Genomic DNA, 16,438 nt, shown 5'->3' on the forward strand with positions numbered 1-16,438 from the left:
CCATAAACTGCCTGCCTGAGAATACCGGCAAGTTTCGATCAATGGGATGAATGGCAAAGCAGTAATGGTATGGATTATCTTGGGGGGAGCGGCAGGGCTCAGAACATTGAACCCTGCCGAGAGCTATCAGTTGTCCCTTGGGATGGCGGTGCCCCATTCGCGCCAATCTTTCGGCTCTTCCGCATTCAGCAGGAAGTGTTTGTTCGGCGTGGCTTTAGGGGCCAGTGGAATGCTAGGTGGGGTGGCAAAGGCAATACCGCCGCGAATAAACTGCTGGAAGGTACCGCTCTTGATCACGCCGCCCGTCAGGCCAAACTGCAGGTTATAGCCAGAGGCCAGCCAGAAGACGCTGTTGTTACGCACCAGATGCTGGTATTTCTTGCTGACTCGCAGCGAGACGTGCACGCGATCTGACATCGCCCCCAGATAGAAACCGGTCACGGTACCCACTTCAATGCCACGGAACAGGATCGGCGTGCCGATTTGCAGCGAACCTGTCTCGGCGGCGTCCAGGATCACGCTCAGGCCATCCAGGTAGCGGGAGTCGGTAATGCTGGCTTCCTGCAGTTCAAAAGTGCGCATTGATCCGCCGTGGCCGGGTTCCACGTTGATATAGGGCTGCAACAGGGAGTCAAGATTATTGACCCCAGCGGCAGAAATCTCCGGAGAAACGATGGCGAAACGGCTGCCGAGACGGGCAAAGGTTTTCACATACTCTGGGTACAATACTGCTTTTGCCAACACCTCGTTACGCTCCGGTGCCAGTTTCAGTGATTCAAGCTGGCCGATATCAATGCCCAGATAGCGTATTGGCATGCCAGGGGATAGTTTGCTGGCATCATAGGTGCGTAACGTGATCTGGCTACCCACGGCGCGAGCGGCGGTTTCTGAGGCGTACAGCACGCGTTTGGCCCCTTTATCCAGCGTTACGCCCTGCAGGTTATCAAAGCTGATAGCGCCTTTCAGCGCGCGGTTGAGCGGGGAAGCCTGCACTGTCAGGCCGCTGCCGTTCAATTGCACCTTGGCACCGCCTTCCGCCCAGAAAATGCTTTCGCTGGTTAACAGCTTGCGGTATTCCGGGCTGATATAAACCTCAACGTCAAACTCGTTGGCCTTGGGCCGTACGTTGACAATCTCCCCCACCTGGAACTTGCGGTATAACACCACCGAGCCGGCTTGCACATCTGGCAGGCTGGTGGCGGTAAGCGTCAAGGTGGGCAGTGGGCTGTTGCCGACGATGCCCTCGGCGGCTTTTTCCACGTTGCTGTACAGCGGATACTGAGCGTCCGGCTCGCCTTTACCTCCGGGGATCAGGCGTACGCCACCGTCTAGCCACTCCTGAGCGCTGGCACCTAACACTTGCACGCCGTCCAGCCCGAATTTGACATCCACCCGGCTGTTGACCACGAATTTACTGTCTTTATGCAGCAAGCTGCGGTGCTGAGCTTCGATCGCTGCCGTAAAGGTCACACCGCCGTCGGTCAGGGTACGGGTCAGGATTTGCCCGACCTTGATACCGTGCACGATTAATGGCTGCCCAACGTCGATGCCGTAGCTTTGCGGGGCATTCAAGGTGACCGTCACCACGCCAGGCTGTTGCAGCAGCGTTTTACTGCTGTCCAACACGGTAAAGTGCTGCTGGGGTTCGCCTTCACCCGGCACCAATTCCAGGGTGTTGCCGGTTAACAACTGACTCAGCTTGGCGTCGTTAAGGCTGACTTTTGGGCTACGCATCTCAATGCGCGTGCCGCTGCGCATCAGATCGACTACCGAAGGATCGATGGTGAGTTCGCCGGTGACCTTGCTATCCTGTTGCAGGGCCAGGCGAGTCAGCGTGCCAACCTGCAATCCTTGATACATCAGCGGCGTACGGCCCTCGCTCAGGCTATTGCCGTCGGGCAGGTCCAGTGAGATGTTAACCCCACGCTGGCTACGGGCCAGATCCGGATACAGCGTATAGTTTTGATCGGCCTTGGCCTGCTTGCCGTCTAGCGGGGAGTCAAAGGCTATCGCACCGTTTACCAGCGCGGCCAGGCTCTCCATCTGCACGCTGGCGCCGGACAGGCTGAAATCGCCTTTAAAACCGGAAACGTTCCAGAAACGGGTGTTGTCCTTCACCAGATTGGCAAAGCGGCGGTCGATCAGCACGTCGATGATCACGCCCTTGTTACCCGGCGAAATAGTGTAGTCATACACTTTACCGACCGGGATCTTGCGATAATAGACCAGCGAGCCAGTGTTCAGGGAACCGAGGTCGTCTGCTTGCAGGTGGATCATCAACTCGCCGGTATTCAGGCGGTATTTCGGCTGCGTATCCAGCGCGGTGAAGTGGGTTTGCGGTTTGCCACGGCCCGGCATCATGCCGATGTAGTTACCACCGACCAGTGCATCCAGGCCGGACACCCCAGCCAACGAGGCTTTGGGCGTGACCAGCCAGAATTGTGTGCCTTCCCGCAGTGAGTCTTCCAGATCGCTCTTGATGCTGGCTTCAACCACGATACTCCGCAGATCCTTGCTCAGCGAAATGCTTTGCACGGTGCCCACGTCCACACCCTGGTAACGTACCGGCGTACGGCCAGCGACAATACCCGCCGCAGACTGGAAGTCTATGGTGACACTATTGCCGCTCTCCTGGTAATTGGTATAGACCAGCCACCCGGCAATCAGCAGGGCGATAAACGGCAGTAACCAGAATGGCGAGATTCGGCGCTTGTTTTTGACCCGCGCCTCAGTCGGCGTATTCGGCGTTTCCTGTTGCATGTGCATCCCAAATCAATCGGCTGTCCAGCCACTGTACGGCAAGGATAGTTAAAATAACCGCAGACCCAAAGTAAAAAGCTGCTGGCCCCATAGTAAAAGAAAACAGTTGGTCGCGATTGATCAGCGACATCATCAACGAGATCACGAACAGATCGAGCATCGACCAGCGGCCAACCCAGGTGACCAGCCGGAGCAACCGGATGCGGGTTTTGAGGCTGTGCGACGTTTTGAAATGAATGCTGAACAGCAGCACCAGCAGTACGATCACCTTGGTAAAGGGCACCAAGACGCTGGCGATAAATACGATGGCGGCGATTGGCATGTTGCCCGAGTTGGCCAGCGAAACGACGCCGCTGAAAATGGTATCTTCCATACGCGCGCCGTTGGCGTAGACCACCGAGATCGGCAGCAGGTTGGCGGGGATCAGCAGCACGATGGCGGCAATCAGCGCGGCCCAGGTTTTTTGCAGGCTGTAAGGTTGGCGATGACACGTCGGCACATGACAGCGGGGGCAGCGGCCACGCTCATCCTGAAAACCGGTAAAATGGCAGGCGAGGCAGACGTGTAATGCCTCTGGTTTGCCCTCTGGCTGTTCCTGCGGATAGTAGCGTTCCCACATCTGCTCCAGGTTCATGTGGATCAGCGTCAGCAGGCTGAGCAGGGTCAATGCCAGATAGGCAATCAGGGCGCTGCCGGGTTCAATATCTGCATATTCCTTGACCTTGATCGCCGCGACCACCATACCGATCAGGTAAATATCGAGCATGATCCACTCTTTCAGGCGTTCCAGCATCAGCAGCACTGGCCGCAGGTTCATGCCGAGCGCATGGCCAAACCACAGGTACAGCAATGACAGAGATAGCGTCAACGGCGCGCCGATGGTGCAGAAGGCGACCATGCTGGCGGTAAACGGATCCCCCTGGCTGCTCATTTGCCAGATGCCTTCCAACAGGCTAGCGTTAATCTTCGTGCCGAGCAGGCGGATGCTGATCAACGGCTCGCTAAAGGCAAAGGGCATCAGTAACAGCATGGTGACGGCTACCGCGGTCAGGCGGGTCATTGACCAGTCGCGGCCATTCACCACTTTGGCGTTGCAACGTGGGCAGTAGGCGGCCTGATTGCGGGTTAACGGCGGCAACGTGAACAGCAAATCGCATTCACAACAGCGTTGGTGGCGAGCCTTGGAGAGCGGGCCGGTAATGGCGAGTATCTTCATCATGAATGCTGTTTGGCGACCTGAGGTCTACTTAGCGTAGCTTGAAAACCAACCCGTCAATGCTATCAACCGGTAAAAAGGGATTAGCATCGCAGGTTACAAATGATTTTTAGACGGCAAACATACCCTGTTGTACCGTGTTTTGTGAAGCAACAGATGATTAACCTTGTGGCTATACGCATTTAATGCTTATTTTATACGGGTTAAGTCGAAGCTATTTGAGTATTTGAACGGTTAATCATGACTAAAGAATCATTCTACGCGGAATTAAAACGCGATTTGAGCGCATTGCTGGATGGGGAAGATAATTTTATCGCCGCCTTGTCTAACGCCAGTGCGCTACTCAATGAGCGTCTTGATGACGTGAACTGGGTCGGTTTTTACCTGATGGAAGGCCATCAACTGGTGCTAGGTCCGTTCCAAGGCAAGATTGCCTGCGTGCGGATCCTGTTGGGTAAGGGCGTGTGCGGTACGGCAGCGGCGCAGAATCAGGTGCAGCGCGTTGGCGATGTTCATGCATTTCCTGGACATATCGCCTGCGATGCCGCCAGCAACGCGGAAATTGTGTTGCCGTTAGACGTCAGTGGTCAGGTCATCGGTGTTCTGGATATCGACAGCACAGTTTATCAACGCTTCGATGAACAGGACGAAATCGGCCTGAAAGCAGTGGTGGCGGGGCTTTGCGCACGGCTGGCACAGAGCAATTTTGCGAAATATGTCACTGTAGCGGCAAGTTGATCTACGGTTAACGTGGCATTTAGCGATGGCGTCATTATAATGACGCCTGTTCATGCCTGCGGCTTGTTGGCAACCCGTTGTAATCAGGAAATTTCATGGAAAATCAACACAAGTTGAACACAGTTAAAGAAGTCATTGCTTTTCTTGCCGAGCGTTTCCCGCTCTGCTTTAGCGCCGAAGGCGAAGCACGCCCGCTGAAAATCGGTATTTTTCAGGATCTGGTAGAACGTGTACAAGGGGAAGAGAACCTCAGCAAAACGCAGCTGCGTTCAGCTTTGCGCCTGTATACCTCAAGCTGGCGTTACCTGTACGGTGTCAAAGTTGGCGCCCAGCGTGTAGACCTGGACGGTAACCCGTGCGGAGAGCTGGAACAGCAGCATGTCGATCATGCTCGCCAGCAGCTTGAAGAAGCCAAAGCGCGCGTTCAGGCACAGCGTGCCGAACAGAATGCCAAAAAACGTGAAGCTGCTGGTGAGTCTGCCACTGCCGAGCCTCGTCGTCCGCGTCCTGCCGGCAAAAAGCCAGCCGTACGTCGTGAAGGCGGAGCTGTTGCAGAGAACCGCAAGCCGAGCCCACAACAAGCACGCCCACAGCAAGCTCGTGAACCTCGTGTAGCCAAAGAGGCTAGCCAGCCGCGTCATGTGCCAGTCACAGACATCTCAAAACTGCAAATTGGCCAGGAAATCAAAGTCAGAGCAGGTCAGAGCGCGATGGACGCAACCGTACTCGAAATCGCCAAAGATGGCGTTCGTGTACAGCTCTCCTCCGGTCTGGCGATGATTGTGCGCGCAGAACACTTGCAGTTCTGATACGGAGGCCAACCAAGGCATGAACAAATTTGTCAGATTAACCGCAGTTGTGGCTTTGCTGTGGGCGGGTGTCAGTTACGGAGCGGATACAGCCAACATCCGCATCGATCAACTGCCCAAGCTTGAGCAGGAAGCTGAACATGCAACCGTGAGTGAGCGCGTAACCTCGCGCTTCACTCGCTCTCATTATCGCCAGTTTGCTCTGGATGCGGATTTTTCAGGCAAGATCTTCGATCGCTACCTGAATATGCTGGACTACAGCCACAATGTGCTGCTGGCCTCTGACGTCGCGCAATTTGCCGACAAACGCAGCACGCTGGGTGAAGAGCTGAAATCCGGCAAACTGGTTACGCCTTATGCGCTGTTCAATCTGGCGCAAAAACGCCGCTTTGAGCGCTATCAGTATGCGCTATCGTTGCTCGACAAGCCGATGAACTTCACCGGCAACGACACCATTGACGTCGACCGCAGCAAAGCGCCGTGGCCGAAAGACAAGGCAGAATTGGACCGCCTGTGGGATGCCAAGGTCAAATACGATCAGTTGAACCTGAAGCTGACCGGCAAAACGGATAAAGAGATCCGTGACACACTGACCAAGCGTTATCAGTTTGCGATCAAACGCCTGACGCAAAGCAACAGCGAAGACGTGTTCTCGCTGATCATGACCGCGTTTGCCCACGAAATCGATCCGCACACCAACTACCTGTCTCCACGCAATACCGAACAGTTCAATACCGAGATGAGTCTCTCGCTTGAAGGGATTGGTGCCGTGTTGCAGATGGATGATGATTACACCGTGATCAACTCCATGGTGGCAGGCGGCCCGGCAGCCAAGAGCAAGGCGATCGCCGTGGGCGACCGTATTGTCGGCGTTGGCCAGGCAGGCAAACCGATGGTGGACGTGATCGGCTGGCGTCTTGACGACGTCGTCTCGCAGATCAAAGGGCCGAAGGGCAGCAAGGTTCGCCTGGAGATCCTGCCGGCAGGTAAAGGCACCAAAACCCGGATAGTTACGCTGACTCGTGAGCGTATACGCCTGGAAGATCGCGCAGTTAAAATGACTATCAAGACCGTCGGCAAGCAGAAGGTCGCAGTGATGGACATCCCTGGCTTCTACGTCGGCCTGACCGATGACGTCAAAGTCCAGCTGCAAAAGATGGCCAAGCAGAACGTCGACAGTCTGATTATCGATCTGCGTGGCAACGGCGGTGGGGCATTGACCGAGGCGGTATCGCTTTCTGGTCTGTTTATCCCAAGTGGCCCGGTTGTTCAGGTACGTGATAACAACGGCAAGATCCGCGAAGATGCGGATAACGACGGCGTAGTCTACTACAAAGGCCCGCTGGTGGTGCTGGTTGACCGCTTCAGCGCCTCCGCTTCCGAGATCTTTGCTGCGGCAATGCAAGACTATGGTCGTGCGCTGATCGTGGGCGAGCCTACCTTTGGTAAAGGCACGGTGCAGCAGTACCGTTCACTGAACCGGATTTACGATCAGATGCTGCGTCCTGAATGGCCTGCACTGGGTTCTGTCCAGTACACCATCCAGAAGTTCTATCGCGTTGACGGTGGCAGTACCCAGCGTAAAGGCGTTACGCCAGATATTCTGATGCCAACGGGGATCGATCCGGCAGAAACCGGCGAGAGCTTCGAAGATAACGCCATGCCGTGGGATAGCATTAATGCAGCTGCCTACACCAAAACCGGTGATTTGAAGCCGTTTGAACCGCAACTGCTGAAAGACCATGCGCAGCGTATCGCCAAGGATCCCGAGTTCCAATACATCGCGCAGGATATTGCCCATTACAAGGCGTTGAAAGACAAGCGCAACATCGTTTCTCTCAATCTGGCTACCCGTGAGAAAGAGAACCATGACGATGATGCTACGCGCCTGAAGCGTATTAATGAGCGTCTGGAGCGTGAGGGTAAGAAACCGTTGAAGTCCTTGGAAGATCTGCCAAAGGACTACAAGGAGCCGGATCCGTATCTGGATGAAACGGTCAAGATTGCACTGGATCTGGCCAATAACGAAAAGCAGCAGCCATCGCAACAGACGGCCGCCGCCAAGTAAGTTATTTGCGGGTTTAACGCTATCGAGCGCACCTTCGGGTGCGCTTTTTTTTTTGCCATACCCGCACTAAAATTTCTGTTGAGGTCTCCACTCTGGGCTCAGAAATCGTTTACACTTTGTAAAACCCTTGTTTCTTCGTGACTTTGTAAAGTTACGTATTTTTAGTGGCTTAATGGCCTGCCAATCTTGAAATTGTGACCAATGCCCATAAGATCTGGGTATCTGAGGTCGCGTTTTGTTAACAAATAACGAGGAAGTAAACATTCTATGATGCGTATAGCTTTGTTCCTGCTCACCAACCTGGCGGTGATGTTGGTTTTCGGGCTGGTGCTTAGCCTGACAGGGATCCAATCCAGTAGCGTTCAGGGCCTGATGATCATGGCCGGTCTGTTCGGTTTTGGCGGTGCGTTTGTTTCACTGCTGATGTCCAAATGGATGGCGCTACGCTCCGTCGGTGGGGAAGTGATTGAGCAGCCGCGTAACGAAACCGAACGCTGGCTGCTGGACACGGTGCGTCGCCAATCGCAGCAGGCGGGTATCGCCATGCCGCAGGTGGCCATCTACCAGGCACCGGACATCAACGCCTTTGCGACCGGCGCTCGCCGCGATGCATCGCTGGTGGCGGTCAGTACCGGCCTGTTGCAAAGCATGAGCCGTGATGAGGCGGAAGCGGTGATCGCCCACGAAATCAGCCACGTTGCCAATGGCGACATGGTGACCATGACGCTGATCCAAGGGGTGGTGAACACCTTCGTGATCTTCGTGTCGCGCCTGATTGCCCAGGTGGCCGCCGGTTTCCTAGGCAACCGTGATGGGGAAGGCGAAGGTAACGGCAACCCGATGATTTACTTCGGTGTTTCGATGGTGTTGGAGCTGGTATTTGGTATTCTGGCCAGCATTATCACCATGTGGTTCTCACGTCATCGTGAATTCCACGCCGATGCGGGTTCAGCCAAACTGGTCGGCCGCGAGAAGATGATCGCTGCGCTGCAACGCTTGAAAACCAGCTATGAACCGCAGGAAGCGGGCACCCTGATGGCTTTCTGCATCAACGGCAAATCCAAGTCGTTCAGCGAGCTGTTTATGTCACACCCGCCGTTGGACAAGCGTATCGAAGCGTTGCGTTCCGGCCAGTATCTGAAATAACCCGGTATCAAACGAAAACCCCGGCTCGCCGGGGTTTTTGCTATTCAAGCGGGCGCCGCAGATAACACGCATGCTGCGTCCGATAAGCTATTTGCCAGGTTCAGCGAGATTCGCACGGGGTTGAGTGATACGCAGGCAACTCACTACGGCAGCGACGCTGGCGAAGATCCCCGCCAACACCAACGAAGCGTGTGTGCCGCTGGTGGGGAACAGGTTGAACATCAGAGCCACCAGCGCCGCGCCAGAGGTTTGCCCCAATAATCGTGCAGTGCCCAACATGCCACTGGCTCCGCCGCTGCGGTGGCGTGGGGCGGCAGAAATAATGGTGTGGTTGTTGGGCGATTGGAATAACCCAAAGCCCGCACCGCACAGCACCATGCGCCAGATGATATCCAGATCCGTCGGGTTATGTGGCAACAGCGCTAGCAAGAACAAGCCGAGCGCGAAGGTCGCCAAACCAATCCCTCCCAGTAACCCCGCATGAACACGCTCCACCAGGCGGCCTGCAATCGGCGCCATCACGATAATGGCCAACGGCCAGGGAGTTAACAGCAAACCCGTCGCCACCTCGTCACGGCCCAGAGAGGCCTGCAGGAAGAAGGGTAACGACACCATGGCCAGCATCTGGGCGGCAAAAGAGCAAATCGAGGTGCCCATCGACAGCGCAAAAATAGGGATGCGCAGCAGATCCACCGGCAGTAAAGGGGATGTCTGCCGCAACTGACGGCGCACAAAGAAGTAACCAATCACCAGCAACGCCGCGATTTCAGCGGCAATCAGCAGCAGGCTTTGGCCTTGGGCAAAACCGCTGATGGCGGTGATCAGCAGGCCAAACGTCAGGGCATTCATCACCGCGCTGGTAGGGTCAAAGCGCTGATTGCTGCTTTTCTGGCTGTTAGCCGGCAGGTATTTCATTCCCAGCATCAGTGCGACGATGCCGATCGGCAGGTTGATGGCAAAGAGCCACTGCCAGGAGGCCACCGATAAAATGGCGGCGGCGACCGTAGGCCCGGCGGCGGAGGAGAAGGCTACGATCAACGAGTTTATGCCGATGCCACGGCCAAGAAAGCGTTGCGGGTAGATAATGCGGATCAGGGCGGTATTGACGCTCATAATCGCCGCGGCACCAAACCCTTGCAGCACGCGGGCAATCGTCAGTGTTAATAGCGAATCGGACAGTGCGCAGAATAACGAGGTAATGCTGAATACCAGCAGACCAGCCTGATAGATGCGGCGATAGCCAATCAGATCGCCCAAGGAAGCCAGCGATAGCAGCGAGATGGTGATCGCCAACTGATAGGCATTGACCACCCAGATCGAGCTGGCCGGGCTGGCGTTAAGATCGCGGGCGATGGTCGGCAAGGCCACGTTGGCGATCGCTCCGTCAAGCACTGAAACGGTAATGCCTAGCGCAATGGCCAGGATTGCTCCGTAGCGTTGCGGGACCGGTAAGCCGTCGGAATTTGCAAGCGTTGTCATGGAGGTAGTTATTAAACAGGGGGAATATTACAATGCTAATCATATTTCCCGCCGATTGCACCCGCCGTTTCTGTGCTAAATGTAAAAGTAGTGGGATGTCTGCCGCTAATCCCATCAATAATGGCGAATATTGCGCAACTTCCATTGCATGGGGTGAAATGTTCCGATTATACTGAAACTCTTGTTCAAATTTCCTAAAACAAAAATAGTTAAGTTAAGGTATTAACCATGGCTAACGCAGATCTAGACAAACAACCGGATTCCGTTTCATCAGTGCTGAAAGTGTTTGGCATACTGCAGGCACTGGGTGATGAGCGCGAGATCGGCATTACCGAGCTTTCACAGCGGGTAATGATGTCCAAAAGTACCGTTTACCGTTTCCTGCAAACCATGAAGTCGCTGGGTTATGTCTCACAGGAAGGGGAGTCCGAGAAATATTCGCTGACCCTCAAGCTGTTTGAACTGGGTGCCAAATCCCTGCAAAACGTCGATTTGATCCGCAGTGCAGACATCCAGATGCGTGAACTGTCTAACCAGACGCGTGAGACCATCCACCTGGGGGCGCTGGATGAAGACAGCATCGTCTATATCCACAAAATCGACTCCATGTATAACCTGCGTATGTATTCACGCATCGGTCGCCGTAACCCGCTGCACAGCACCGCGATTGGTAAAGTCTTGCTAGCCTGGCGCGATCGCGGCGAAGTGGAAGAAATCCTGTCCCATGTCGAGTTTACCCGCAGCACTCCGCACACCATCGCCAGCGCTGCAGAGTTACTGCCGCTATTGGATAAGGTACGTGAGCAGGGGTTTGGCGAAGATATCGAAGAACAGGAAGAAGGCTTGCGCTGCATCGCGGTGCCCGTGTTTGACCGTTTTGGCGTGGTGATTGCGGGCTTGAGCATCTCCTTCCCGACCATCCGCTTCTCTGAAGAAGGCAAAGAGGGCTACGTGGCGCAGTTACATACCGCCGCTCGTCTGATTTCAGCGCAAATGGGTTATCACGACTATCCGTTTTAAGCTTGCCGAAGTTGTAGGGGGCTGAGCATAGCTTCGCCCCTACGCTTTCTCGCCCAGCCTTCGAAATCTCTCCTCGGTTTATAAAATCCAACTACTCTGCTATCCGCCTATCTTGCACTCTTTGAACAAGTGACGTGGAACACCGGCAATGGCTGGACGAATAGCAAAGAGGTCCCCAGAATCAGGGTATTCAGCCAGTTCTGAAGCCGTCATGGCAAAGCGCGCCGTGGTGATGAATAAGGTTTCCAGACCTTCCCCGCCAAAGCAGCAACTGGTGGGGCGCGGTACGGGCATGGCGACGCGCCCGCTCAGGCTGCCGTTACGGTCGTAGCGCAGCAAACATCCTCCGTTGAACATACAGACCCACAGCCCTCCGGCTCGATCCAGGGCGATACCATCGGGACGTCCCAGTTCTGCCGAGGTTTCGGCGAAGCGCATTACGGCCTCCAGTTCCCCGCAGGTCGAATAAGCGGCCCGAAATATTGATTGTGCGATGGAATCGACAAAGAACAGCGTTTGGTCATCTTCCGACCAGGCCAGGCCATTAGGCAGTGCGATATTCCTCTGGATCGCTTGGGCGTTTAGTTCACTGTCATAGCGGTACAGCGCTCCGGCCTCACGGTTCGGCCCCTCGTGCATCAGGCCGGTGATAAAGCGTCCTTGCGGATCGCAGGCCCCATCGTTGAACCGATAACTGGCTTGGTTATGGACTGCGCTGGAGTGCGTGCGGACCACTCCTTGTTTGGGATCAAGAATGGCAACCCGCGCGTCTTCGGTGAAGATCAGATTGCCTCTATCCGTGAGGGCCAGAGCACCGATGCGTGCCGTTGATTGATAAACGGTTGCCACCCGTGCTTGCGGGGTCATCACGTTAATCTTGCCACCAGAGATATCGACGAAGTACAAAAGGCGGTTGTCTTTATCCCAGACAGGACTCTCGCCAAGGTCGGCGCGGACTTCCGCGATCTTGTGCAGATGACCTCCGTCACGCATCGCCAAACTCCTTGATGCGTTGCCAATTGTGGGCGACGTCTTCCACGCTGCTACACTCAATGCGCGCCAGATCCGTAGGATAGGTTACGTCTGGATTTTCACAAAAGCGGGTCGCGGTGAACTGGCCGTTGCTGGCGCGCAGGATCACGCCTGTGTCTTGACATAACGAGCTGGCCAGATACAGCAAGCCTGGCACCACCCACTCGGGCTTGAGGTCTGTGGGAGACTGCGTGATCCCCCACATGCGGGTTTTAGCCACCGGAGAGATAGCGTTGACCAGGATGCCGTCCGGTTTTCCTTCCATGCTCAGGGCATTCATGATGCCGACTTGGGCCATCTTGCCAGCGGCGTAGGCCGTCAGGCCTGGCTGCGCGTAGCGTTGATACATGGCACGGTCAGAGGTTGTCAGCACGATCCGAGGTGATGGGGAACGTTTGAGATGCACCCAGGCGTGCTTGCTCAACCAGATCGGCGCACGCACGTTGATGCCAAGGGAGCGCTCAAGGAATACCTCTTCCTGTGTCTCAATGGGCTGATAGCCGACCCAACCAGCGTTATGGATCAGGATATCCAGCGCGCCGAATTGCTCGATGGCCAGCGCTACAAGTTGCTGGCAACCCATCTCGTTATCCAGGCGCCCGTTGTGGGTGATGAACGAACCAGGGTCGGCCTGCAAGTCATGAACCGCTTCGCTCATTACGTCTGGGTCAGCACCATCGCCGGTCAGGCCGGTACCCAGGTCGCTAAGGATCACCCTTGCACCACGCTCCAGGAGGGCTTTGGCGTAAGCGTTGCCAAGCCCGCGGCCAGCACCGGTGACGATAGCTACCTTGTCTTTGAAAAGCTCGTCTGAGCGTCGATCTGTCATCATGTACCTCCGTTTGGCAATGGCACGATGATGGAGTGACCGCTCCTGAGTGTAAAATATCTTATTTGTAGCGAAACAAGACTTATCAGGTTTCAATCAAGGGGGGGCCGATGCCATGGCATCTCGCACCTCATCGATCAGTTTGTCGCGAATTGAAGATGGCTTGTGCGGGTTCCAAGCCATCAGCAATTCCACATGCCGCAGTGCGTCTGGTGCATTGACCTGGATTGGTCGGAATACCACGTCTTTGCGACCCTCCTGCGCCAGTGACGCGGGCAACAGTGCTACGCCGAAGCCGCTGGCCACCAACGCAACCAGAGTGTGCAGCTGCCGCGCCTGTTGGGCAATGCGTGGCATGAACCCCGCCGCTGCACAAAGCTCAACCAGTTGGTCATGGAAGCCCTGGCCCAGGTGGCGTGGTGACGATACGAAGGCGTCATCGCGCAGTGCGGTCAGTGGAATGATTTCGTGGCACGCGAGAGGGTGTGTGGTTGGCAGAGCGATCACGATGGGTTCGCGCAGAATGCGCTCGAAGTGCAGCTCCGGAGCTGTCCTTCCCGGTGGCCTCATGAAACCGAGCTCGGCGCGGCCATGTTCCAGAGCCTCGATTTGCTCTTGAGTCGTGGCCTCACGCATCGTGAAGGAGATGGCGGGGAATGCAGCGCGGAAGCGCTGCAATGCACCTAGCAATGCGTTATAGGGGGCGATATTGATGAAGGTTAACGTGAGATGGCCTTCGATGCCTTGCGCTACCCGCCTAGTCTGTTCGACGCCTTCATCAAGCAGGCGCAACACCTTTCTTGCCGTTGCCAGAAAGTCGGTTCCGGCAGGAGTGAGCGACACGCTGCGATTGGTGCGTTCAAACAGGGGAGCGCCGATCTCATGCTCCAGCCGACGAATAGCCTGACTCAACGGGGCTGCGCCATATGCAGCCGTTGCGCTGCGCGATTGAAGTGCAATTCCTCGGCGACGGCGATGAACTGATGTAGCAGGCGGGTTTCAATCATAATGGGTTCCACGGATCCTATTTGCTACACACTAATACTAATGAGATATCATTGGCAGTCCTGGCGAAAAAAAACCGGCGCCTGGGCGCCGGTTCAGTTGCAAATCAGTCTAGGGTTACCGGTGAGCCAGTTCCGCTTCGTCTTCGCTGTCCATAATGGCTTTGTCGGTCTGCTTCATCAGTTGGCTGGTGACGGTACCTGCGGTCATCGAACCACTAACGTTCAGCGCGGTACGGCCCATGTCGATCAACGGTTCAACCGAAATCAGCAGGGCGACCAGAGTTACCGGCAGGCCCATCGCTGGCAGTACAATCAGCGCAGCAAAGGTCGCACCACCGCCCACACCGGCAACACCGGCTGAACTGACGGTAACAATGCCGACCAGCGTTGCGATCCACAGTGGGTCCAGAGGGTTGATGCCTACGGTTGGCGCAACCATCACCGCCAGCATTGCCGGGTAGAGACCCGCACAACCGTTCTGACCAATAGTGGCACCAAATGAAGCCGAGAAGCTGGCAATCGACTCCGGCACGCCCAGACGGCGAGTCTGTGCTTCGACGTTCAGCGGGATGCTGGCAGCGCTGGAACGGCTGGTGAAGGCAAAGGTCAGCACCGGCCACGCTTTGCGGAAGAATTTCAGCGGATTAACGCCGGTGAAGCTCAGCAGCAGGCCGTGAACCACGAACATGATCGCCAGACCAAGGTAAGAGGCAACCACAAAGCTGCCCAGCTTGATAATGTCGTGAATATTTGAGCCTGCAACGACCTTGGTCATCAACGCCAGTACGCCGTAAGGCGTCAGCTTCATCACCAGACGGACCAGTTTCATCACCCAGGCTTGCAGGGTATCGATAGCTACCAGCACGCGCTGGCCCTTCGGTTGGTCATCTTTAAGCAGTTGCAGCGAAGCCACACCCAGGAAGGCAGCGAAAATCACCACGCTGATGATTGACGTTGGGTTAGCCCCGGTCAGATCGGCAAACGGGTTTTTCGGTACAAATGACAGGATCAGTTGCGGTACGCTCAGATCGGCCACTTTACCCGCGTAGTTGGTTTCGATCGCCGACAAACGAGCCGTTTCTTGTGTGCCCTGGACCAGACCTTCTGCAGTCAGCCCGAACAGGTTGGTGACCAATACGCCCACCAGTGCGGCAATCAGCGTGGTAAACAGCAGGGTACCAATGGTCAGGAAGCTGATTTTTCCCAGCGAGGAAGCGTTGTGCAACTTGGCTACCGCGCTCAGGATAGAGGCGAAAACCAGTGGCATCACGATCATTTGCAGCAGCTGTACATAGCCGTTACCGACGATGTTAAACCAGCCGATAGACGCTTTCAGTACCGGGTTGTCCGCGCCGTAAACCAGTTGCAGTGCCAAACCGAACACCACACCAAGTACCAGGCCGACCAGCACTTTTTTAGCCAGGCTCCATTGCTTATGGCGGGTTTGCGCCAACAGCAAAAGGAGGGCGGCAAAAACCAGCACGTTTAATACGAGCGGTAGATTCATCCCCAATGTCTCCAATCTTGTTTTTTATAATTAAAGGTGCCAAGCACCGATGTAATGCGATGTAAATATCGTAACAGTTTGCGATGAAGCGCACTTATATCTAAAAAGAATTTAATATAACTTTTGGCTTGAAATCGTCGATGTAATAAGCGGAAAGGCGGGAAAATAGACGGTTTTTTGTGATCACAGCCGGATATTTTTTATTTGCTCAAAATACGACTGCACGGGAAAGGTGTAATCCCCTTGCCAGTAGATGGCGAAAGCCACCAAAACTATACACAGTACCCGCTCCAGCTGGTTGCCTTTTTGTGAGTTCAATATTGGCAGGCAGAAACGCCAGCGGCAGGGCCAAAGCAACGGCACGCCGGCAGGGGTGAGCATATCGGCCAGCAGGTGGCTGAAATAACCGATAATCATGGCGTGCAGCACGTCTGCGGGGATGGGCCAACCGCGCGGCACCTCTAGCTGAAATAGCCACATGCCGCCGACGATCGCCAACAGGCTATGGGTGAAACCGCGGTGACCAAAGGCGCGAGATATCGGGATGGCTATCCAGCGCAGGCGCTGGCCCAGGATGGATTTAGGGTGATCGATATCGGGTAGCAGTGACGTCAGTAGCGCGGCGGGAATGATGTGCCACCAATCGCCAGCGGCGAGCACGGGTGTCACCTCCGCTTTCTTGGCAAAGATCGCGCAGGCAACAGAGAATATGAGATGTCCTTCCGCGGTCATGTTGCTAAATTCCGGCCACTAAACTGTTAATTTATCCAGTATATGGGAATTTTTACAGTTACGGAAGCGGTTACCCTGTAACGAGTTGTTAATTT

Annotated in this window: 13 protein-coding genes and 1 pseudogene; 5 read left to right on the plus strand and 9 right to left on the minus strand. The window is 55.4% G+C overall.

Annotation, left to right across the window (positions count from 1 at the left end; translation table 11 throughout):
* Positions 1–126: 126 nt before the first annotated feature.
* Both KGP17_RS11600 and yebS read right to left on the minus strand, forming a co-directional pair.
* Positions 127–2,760: a PqiB family protein gene (locus KGP17_RS11600; protein WP_021804623.1), complete on the minus strand. Its 2,634-nt coding sequence runs from the start codon at positions 2,758–2,760 to the stop codon at positions 127–129.
* Complete coding sequence (yebS, locus tag KGP17_RS11605) at positions 2,729–3,976, minus strand: membrane integrity lipid transport subunit YebS (RefSeq protein ID WP_223499640.1); 1,248 nt, start codon at positions 3,974–3,976, stop codon at positions 2,729–2,731. The genes KGP17_RS11600 and yebS overlap by 32 nt, the downstream gene beginning before the upstream one ends.
* Positions 3,977–4,216: 240 nt before the next feature.
* Here yebS and KGP17_RS11610 point away from each other — a divergent pair, with 240 nt between their 5' ends.
* The 4 genes from KGP17_RS11610 (at position 4,217) to htpX (ending at position 8,737) form a co-directional block, all read left to right on the plus strand.
* The gene (locus KGP17_RS11610) at positions 4,217–4,714 is read left to right on the plus strand and encodes a GAF domain-containing protein (protein ID WP_223499385.1); all 498 of its coding nucleotides are present in this window, start codon (positions 4,217–4,219) and stop codon (positions 4,712–4,714) included.
* Between the two features lie 95 nt (positions 4,715–4,809).
* Positions 4,810–5,523, plus strand: coding sequence for an RNA chaperone ProQ (gene proQ / locus KGP17_RS11615; RefSeq protein WP_223499386.1), 714 nt, complete (start codon positions 4,810–4,812; stop codon positions 5,521–5,523).
* A gap of 19 nt (positions 5,524–5,542) precedes the next feature.
* Positions 5,543–7,591 carry a carboxy terminal-processing peptidase gene (gene prc, locus KGP17_RS11620; RefSeq protein WP_094981816.1) on the plus strand — a complete coding sequence of 683 codons (2,049 nt, stop codon included), beginning with the start codon at positions 5,543–5,545 and terminating at the stop codon, positions 7,589–7,591.
* A 267-nt stretch (positions 7,592–7,858) separates the two neighbouring features.
* A complete protein-coding gene (htpX, locus tag KGP17_RS11625; RefSeq protein ID WP_021178212.1) occupies positions 7,859–8,737 on the plus strand; it encodes a protease HtpX in 879 nt (292 codons plus the stop codon).
* 87 nt (positions 8,738–8,824) lie between these two features.
* On the opposite strand, the gene KGP17_RS11630 is transcribed toward htpX, so the two are convergent.
* Complete coding sequence (locus KGP17_RS11630) at positions 8,825–10,216, minus strand: MFS transporter (protein WP_223499387.1); 1,392 nt, start codon at positions 10,214–10,216, stop codon at positions 8,825–8,827.
* Between the two features lie 228 nt (positions 10,217–10,444).
* On the opposite strand from KGP17_RS11630, the gene kdgR reads away from it, so the two are divergent.
* A complete protein-coding gene (kdgR, locus tag KGP17_RS11635) occupies positions 10,445–11,236 on the plus strand; it encodes a DNA-binding transcriptional regulator KdgR (protein WP_021178210.1) in 792 nt (263 codons plus the stop codon).
* A gap of 99 nt (positions 11,237–11,335) precedes the next feature.
* On the opposite strand, the gene KGP17_RS11640 is transcribed toward kdgR, so the two are convergent.
* From KGP17_RS11640 to KGP17_RS11665, 6 genes and pseudogenes are all read right to left on the minus strand, one after another.
* Positions 11,336–12,229 carry an SMP-30/gluconolactonase/LRE family protein gene (locus tag KGP17_RS11640; protein WP_223499388.1) on the minus strand — a complete coding sequence of 298 codons (894 nt, stop codon included), beginning with the start codon at positions 12,227–12,229 and terminating at the stop codon, positions 11,336–11,338.
* A complete protein-coding gene (locus KGP17_RS11645; protein ID WP_223499389.1) occupies positions 12,222–13,100 on the minus strand; it encodes an SDR family NAD(P)-dependent oxidoreductase in 879 nt (292 codons plus the stop codon). Before KGP17_RS11645 ends, KGP17_RS11640 begins: the two co-directional genes overlap by 8 nt.
* 93 nt (positions 13,101–13,193) lie before the next feature.
* Positions 13,194–13,940, minus strand: coding sequence for a LysR family substrate-binding domain-containing protein (locus KGP17_RS11650; protein WP_371822194.1), 747 nt, complete (start codon positions 13,938–13,940; stop codon positions 13,194–13,196).
* A 39-nt stretch (positions 13,941–13,979) separates the two neighbouring features.
* Positions 13,980–14,104 (minus strand): annotated as a pseudogene (locus KGP17_RS11655) (LysR family transcriptional regulator); the annotation flags it as partial.
* 115 nt (positions 14,105–14,219) lie between these two features.
* A complete protein-coding gene (locus tag KGP17_RS11660) occupies positions 14,220–15,611 on the minus strand; it encodes an L-cystine transporter (protein WP_021804615.1) in 1,392 nt (463 codons plus the stop codon).
* A 183-nt stretch (positions 15,612–15,794) separates the two neighbouring features.
* Positions 15,795–16,343 (minus strand): metal-dependent hydrolase, encoded by a 549-nt coding sequence (locus KGP17_RS11665; RefSeq protein WP_021804614.1) that lies wholly within the window; start codon positions 16,341–16,343, stop codon positions 15,795–15,797.
* Positions 16,344–16,438: the final 95 nt, after the last annotated feature.

The organism is Serratia sp. JSRIV001, assembly GCF_019968745.1.
GTDB classification, from domain to species: domain Bacteria; phylum Pseudomonadota; class Gammaproteobacteria; order Enterobacterales; family Enterobacteriaceae; genus Chania; species Chania fonticola_B.

What these genes read in the sequence shown, in the direction of transcription:
- KGP17_RS11600 (WP_021804623.1), bottom strand. Translation starts at nt 2,760, where the DNA reads ATGCAACAGGAAACGCCGAATACGCCGACTGAGGCGCGGGTCAAAAAC.
- yebS (WP_223499640.1), bottom strand. Translation starts at nt 3,976, where the DNA reads ATGAAGATACTCGCCATTACCGGCCCGCTCTCCAAGGCTCGCCACCAA.
- KGP17_RS11610 (WP_223499385.1), top strand. Translation starts at nt 4,217, where the DNA reads ATGACTAAAGAATCATTCTACGCGGAATTAAAACGCGATTTGAGCGCA.
- proQ (WP_223499386.1), top strand. Translation starts at nt 4,810, where the DNA reads ATGGAAAATCAACACAAGTTGAACACAGTTAAAGAAGTCATTGCTTTT.
- prc (WP_094981816.1), top strand. Translation starts at nt 5,543, where the DNA reads ATGAACAAATTTGTCAGATTAACCGCAGTTGTGGCTTTGCTGTGGGCG.
- htpX (WP_021178212.1), top strand. Translation starts at nt 7,859, where the DNA reads ATGATGCGTATAGCTTTGTTCCTGCTCACCAACCTGGCGGTGATGTTG.
- KGP17_RS11630 (WP_223499387.1), bottom strand. Translation starts at nt 10,216, where the DNA reads ATGACAACGCTTGCAAATTCCGACGGCTTACCGGTCCCGCAACGCTAC.
- kdgR (WP_021178210.1), top strand. Translation starts at nt 10,445, where the DNA reads ATGGCTAACGCAGATCTAGACAAACAACCGGATTCCGTTTCATCAGTG.
- KGP17_RS11640 (WP_223499388.1), bottom strand. Translation starts at nt 12,229, where the DNA reads ATGCGTGACGGAGGTCATCTGCACAAGATCGCGGAAGTCCGCGCCGAC.
- KGP17_RS11645 (WP_223499389.1), bottom strand. Translation starts at nt 13,100, where the DNA reads ATGATGACAGATCGACGCTCAGACGAGCTTTTCAAAGACAAGGTAGCT.
- KGP17_RS11660 (WP_021804615.1), bottom strand. Translation starts at nt 15,611, where the DNA reads ATGAATCTACCGCTCGTATTAAACGTGCTGGTTTTTGCCGCCCTCCTT.
- KGP17_RS11665 (WP_021804614.1), bottom strand. Translation starts at nt 16,343, where the DNA reads ATGACCGCGGAAGGACATCTCATATTCTCTGTTGCCTGCGCGATCTTT.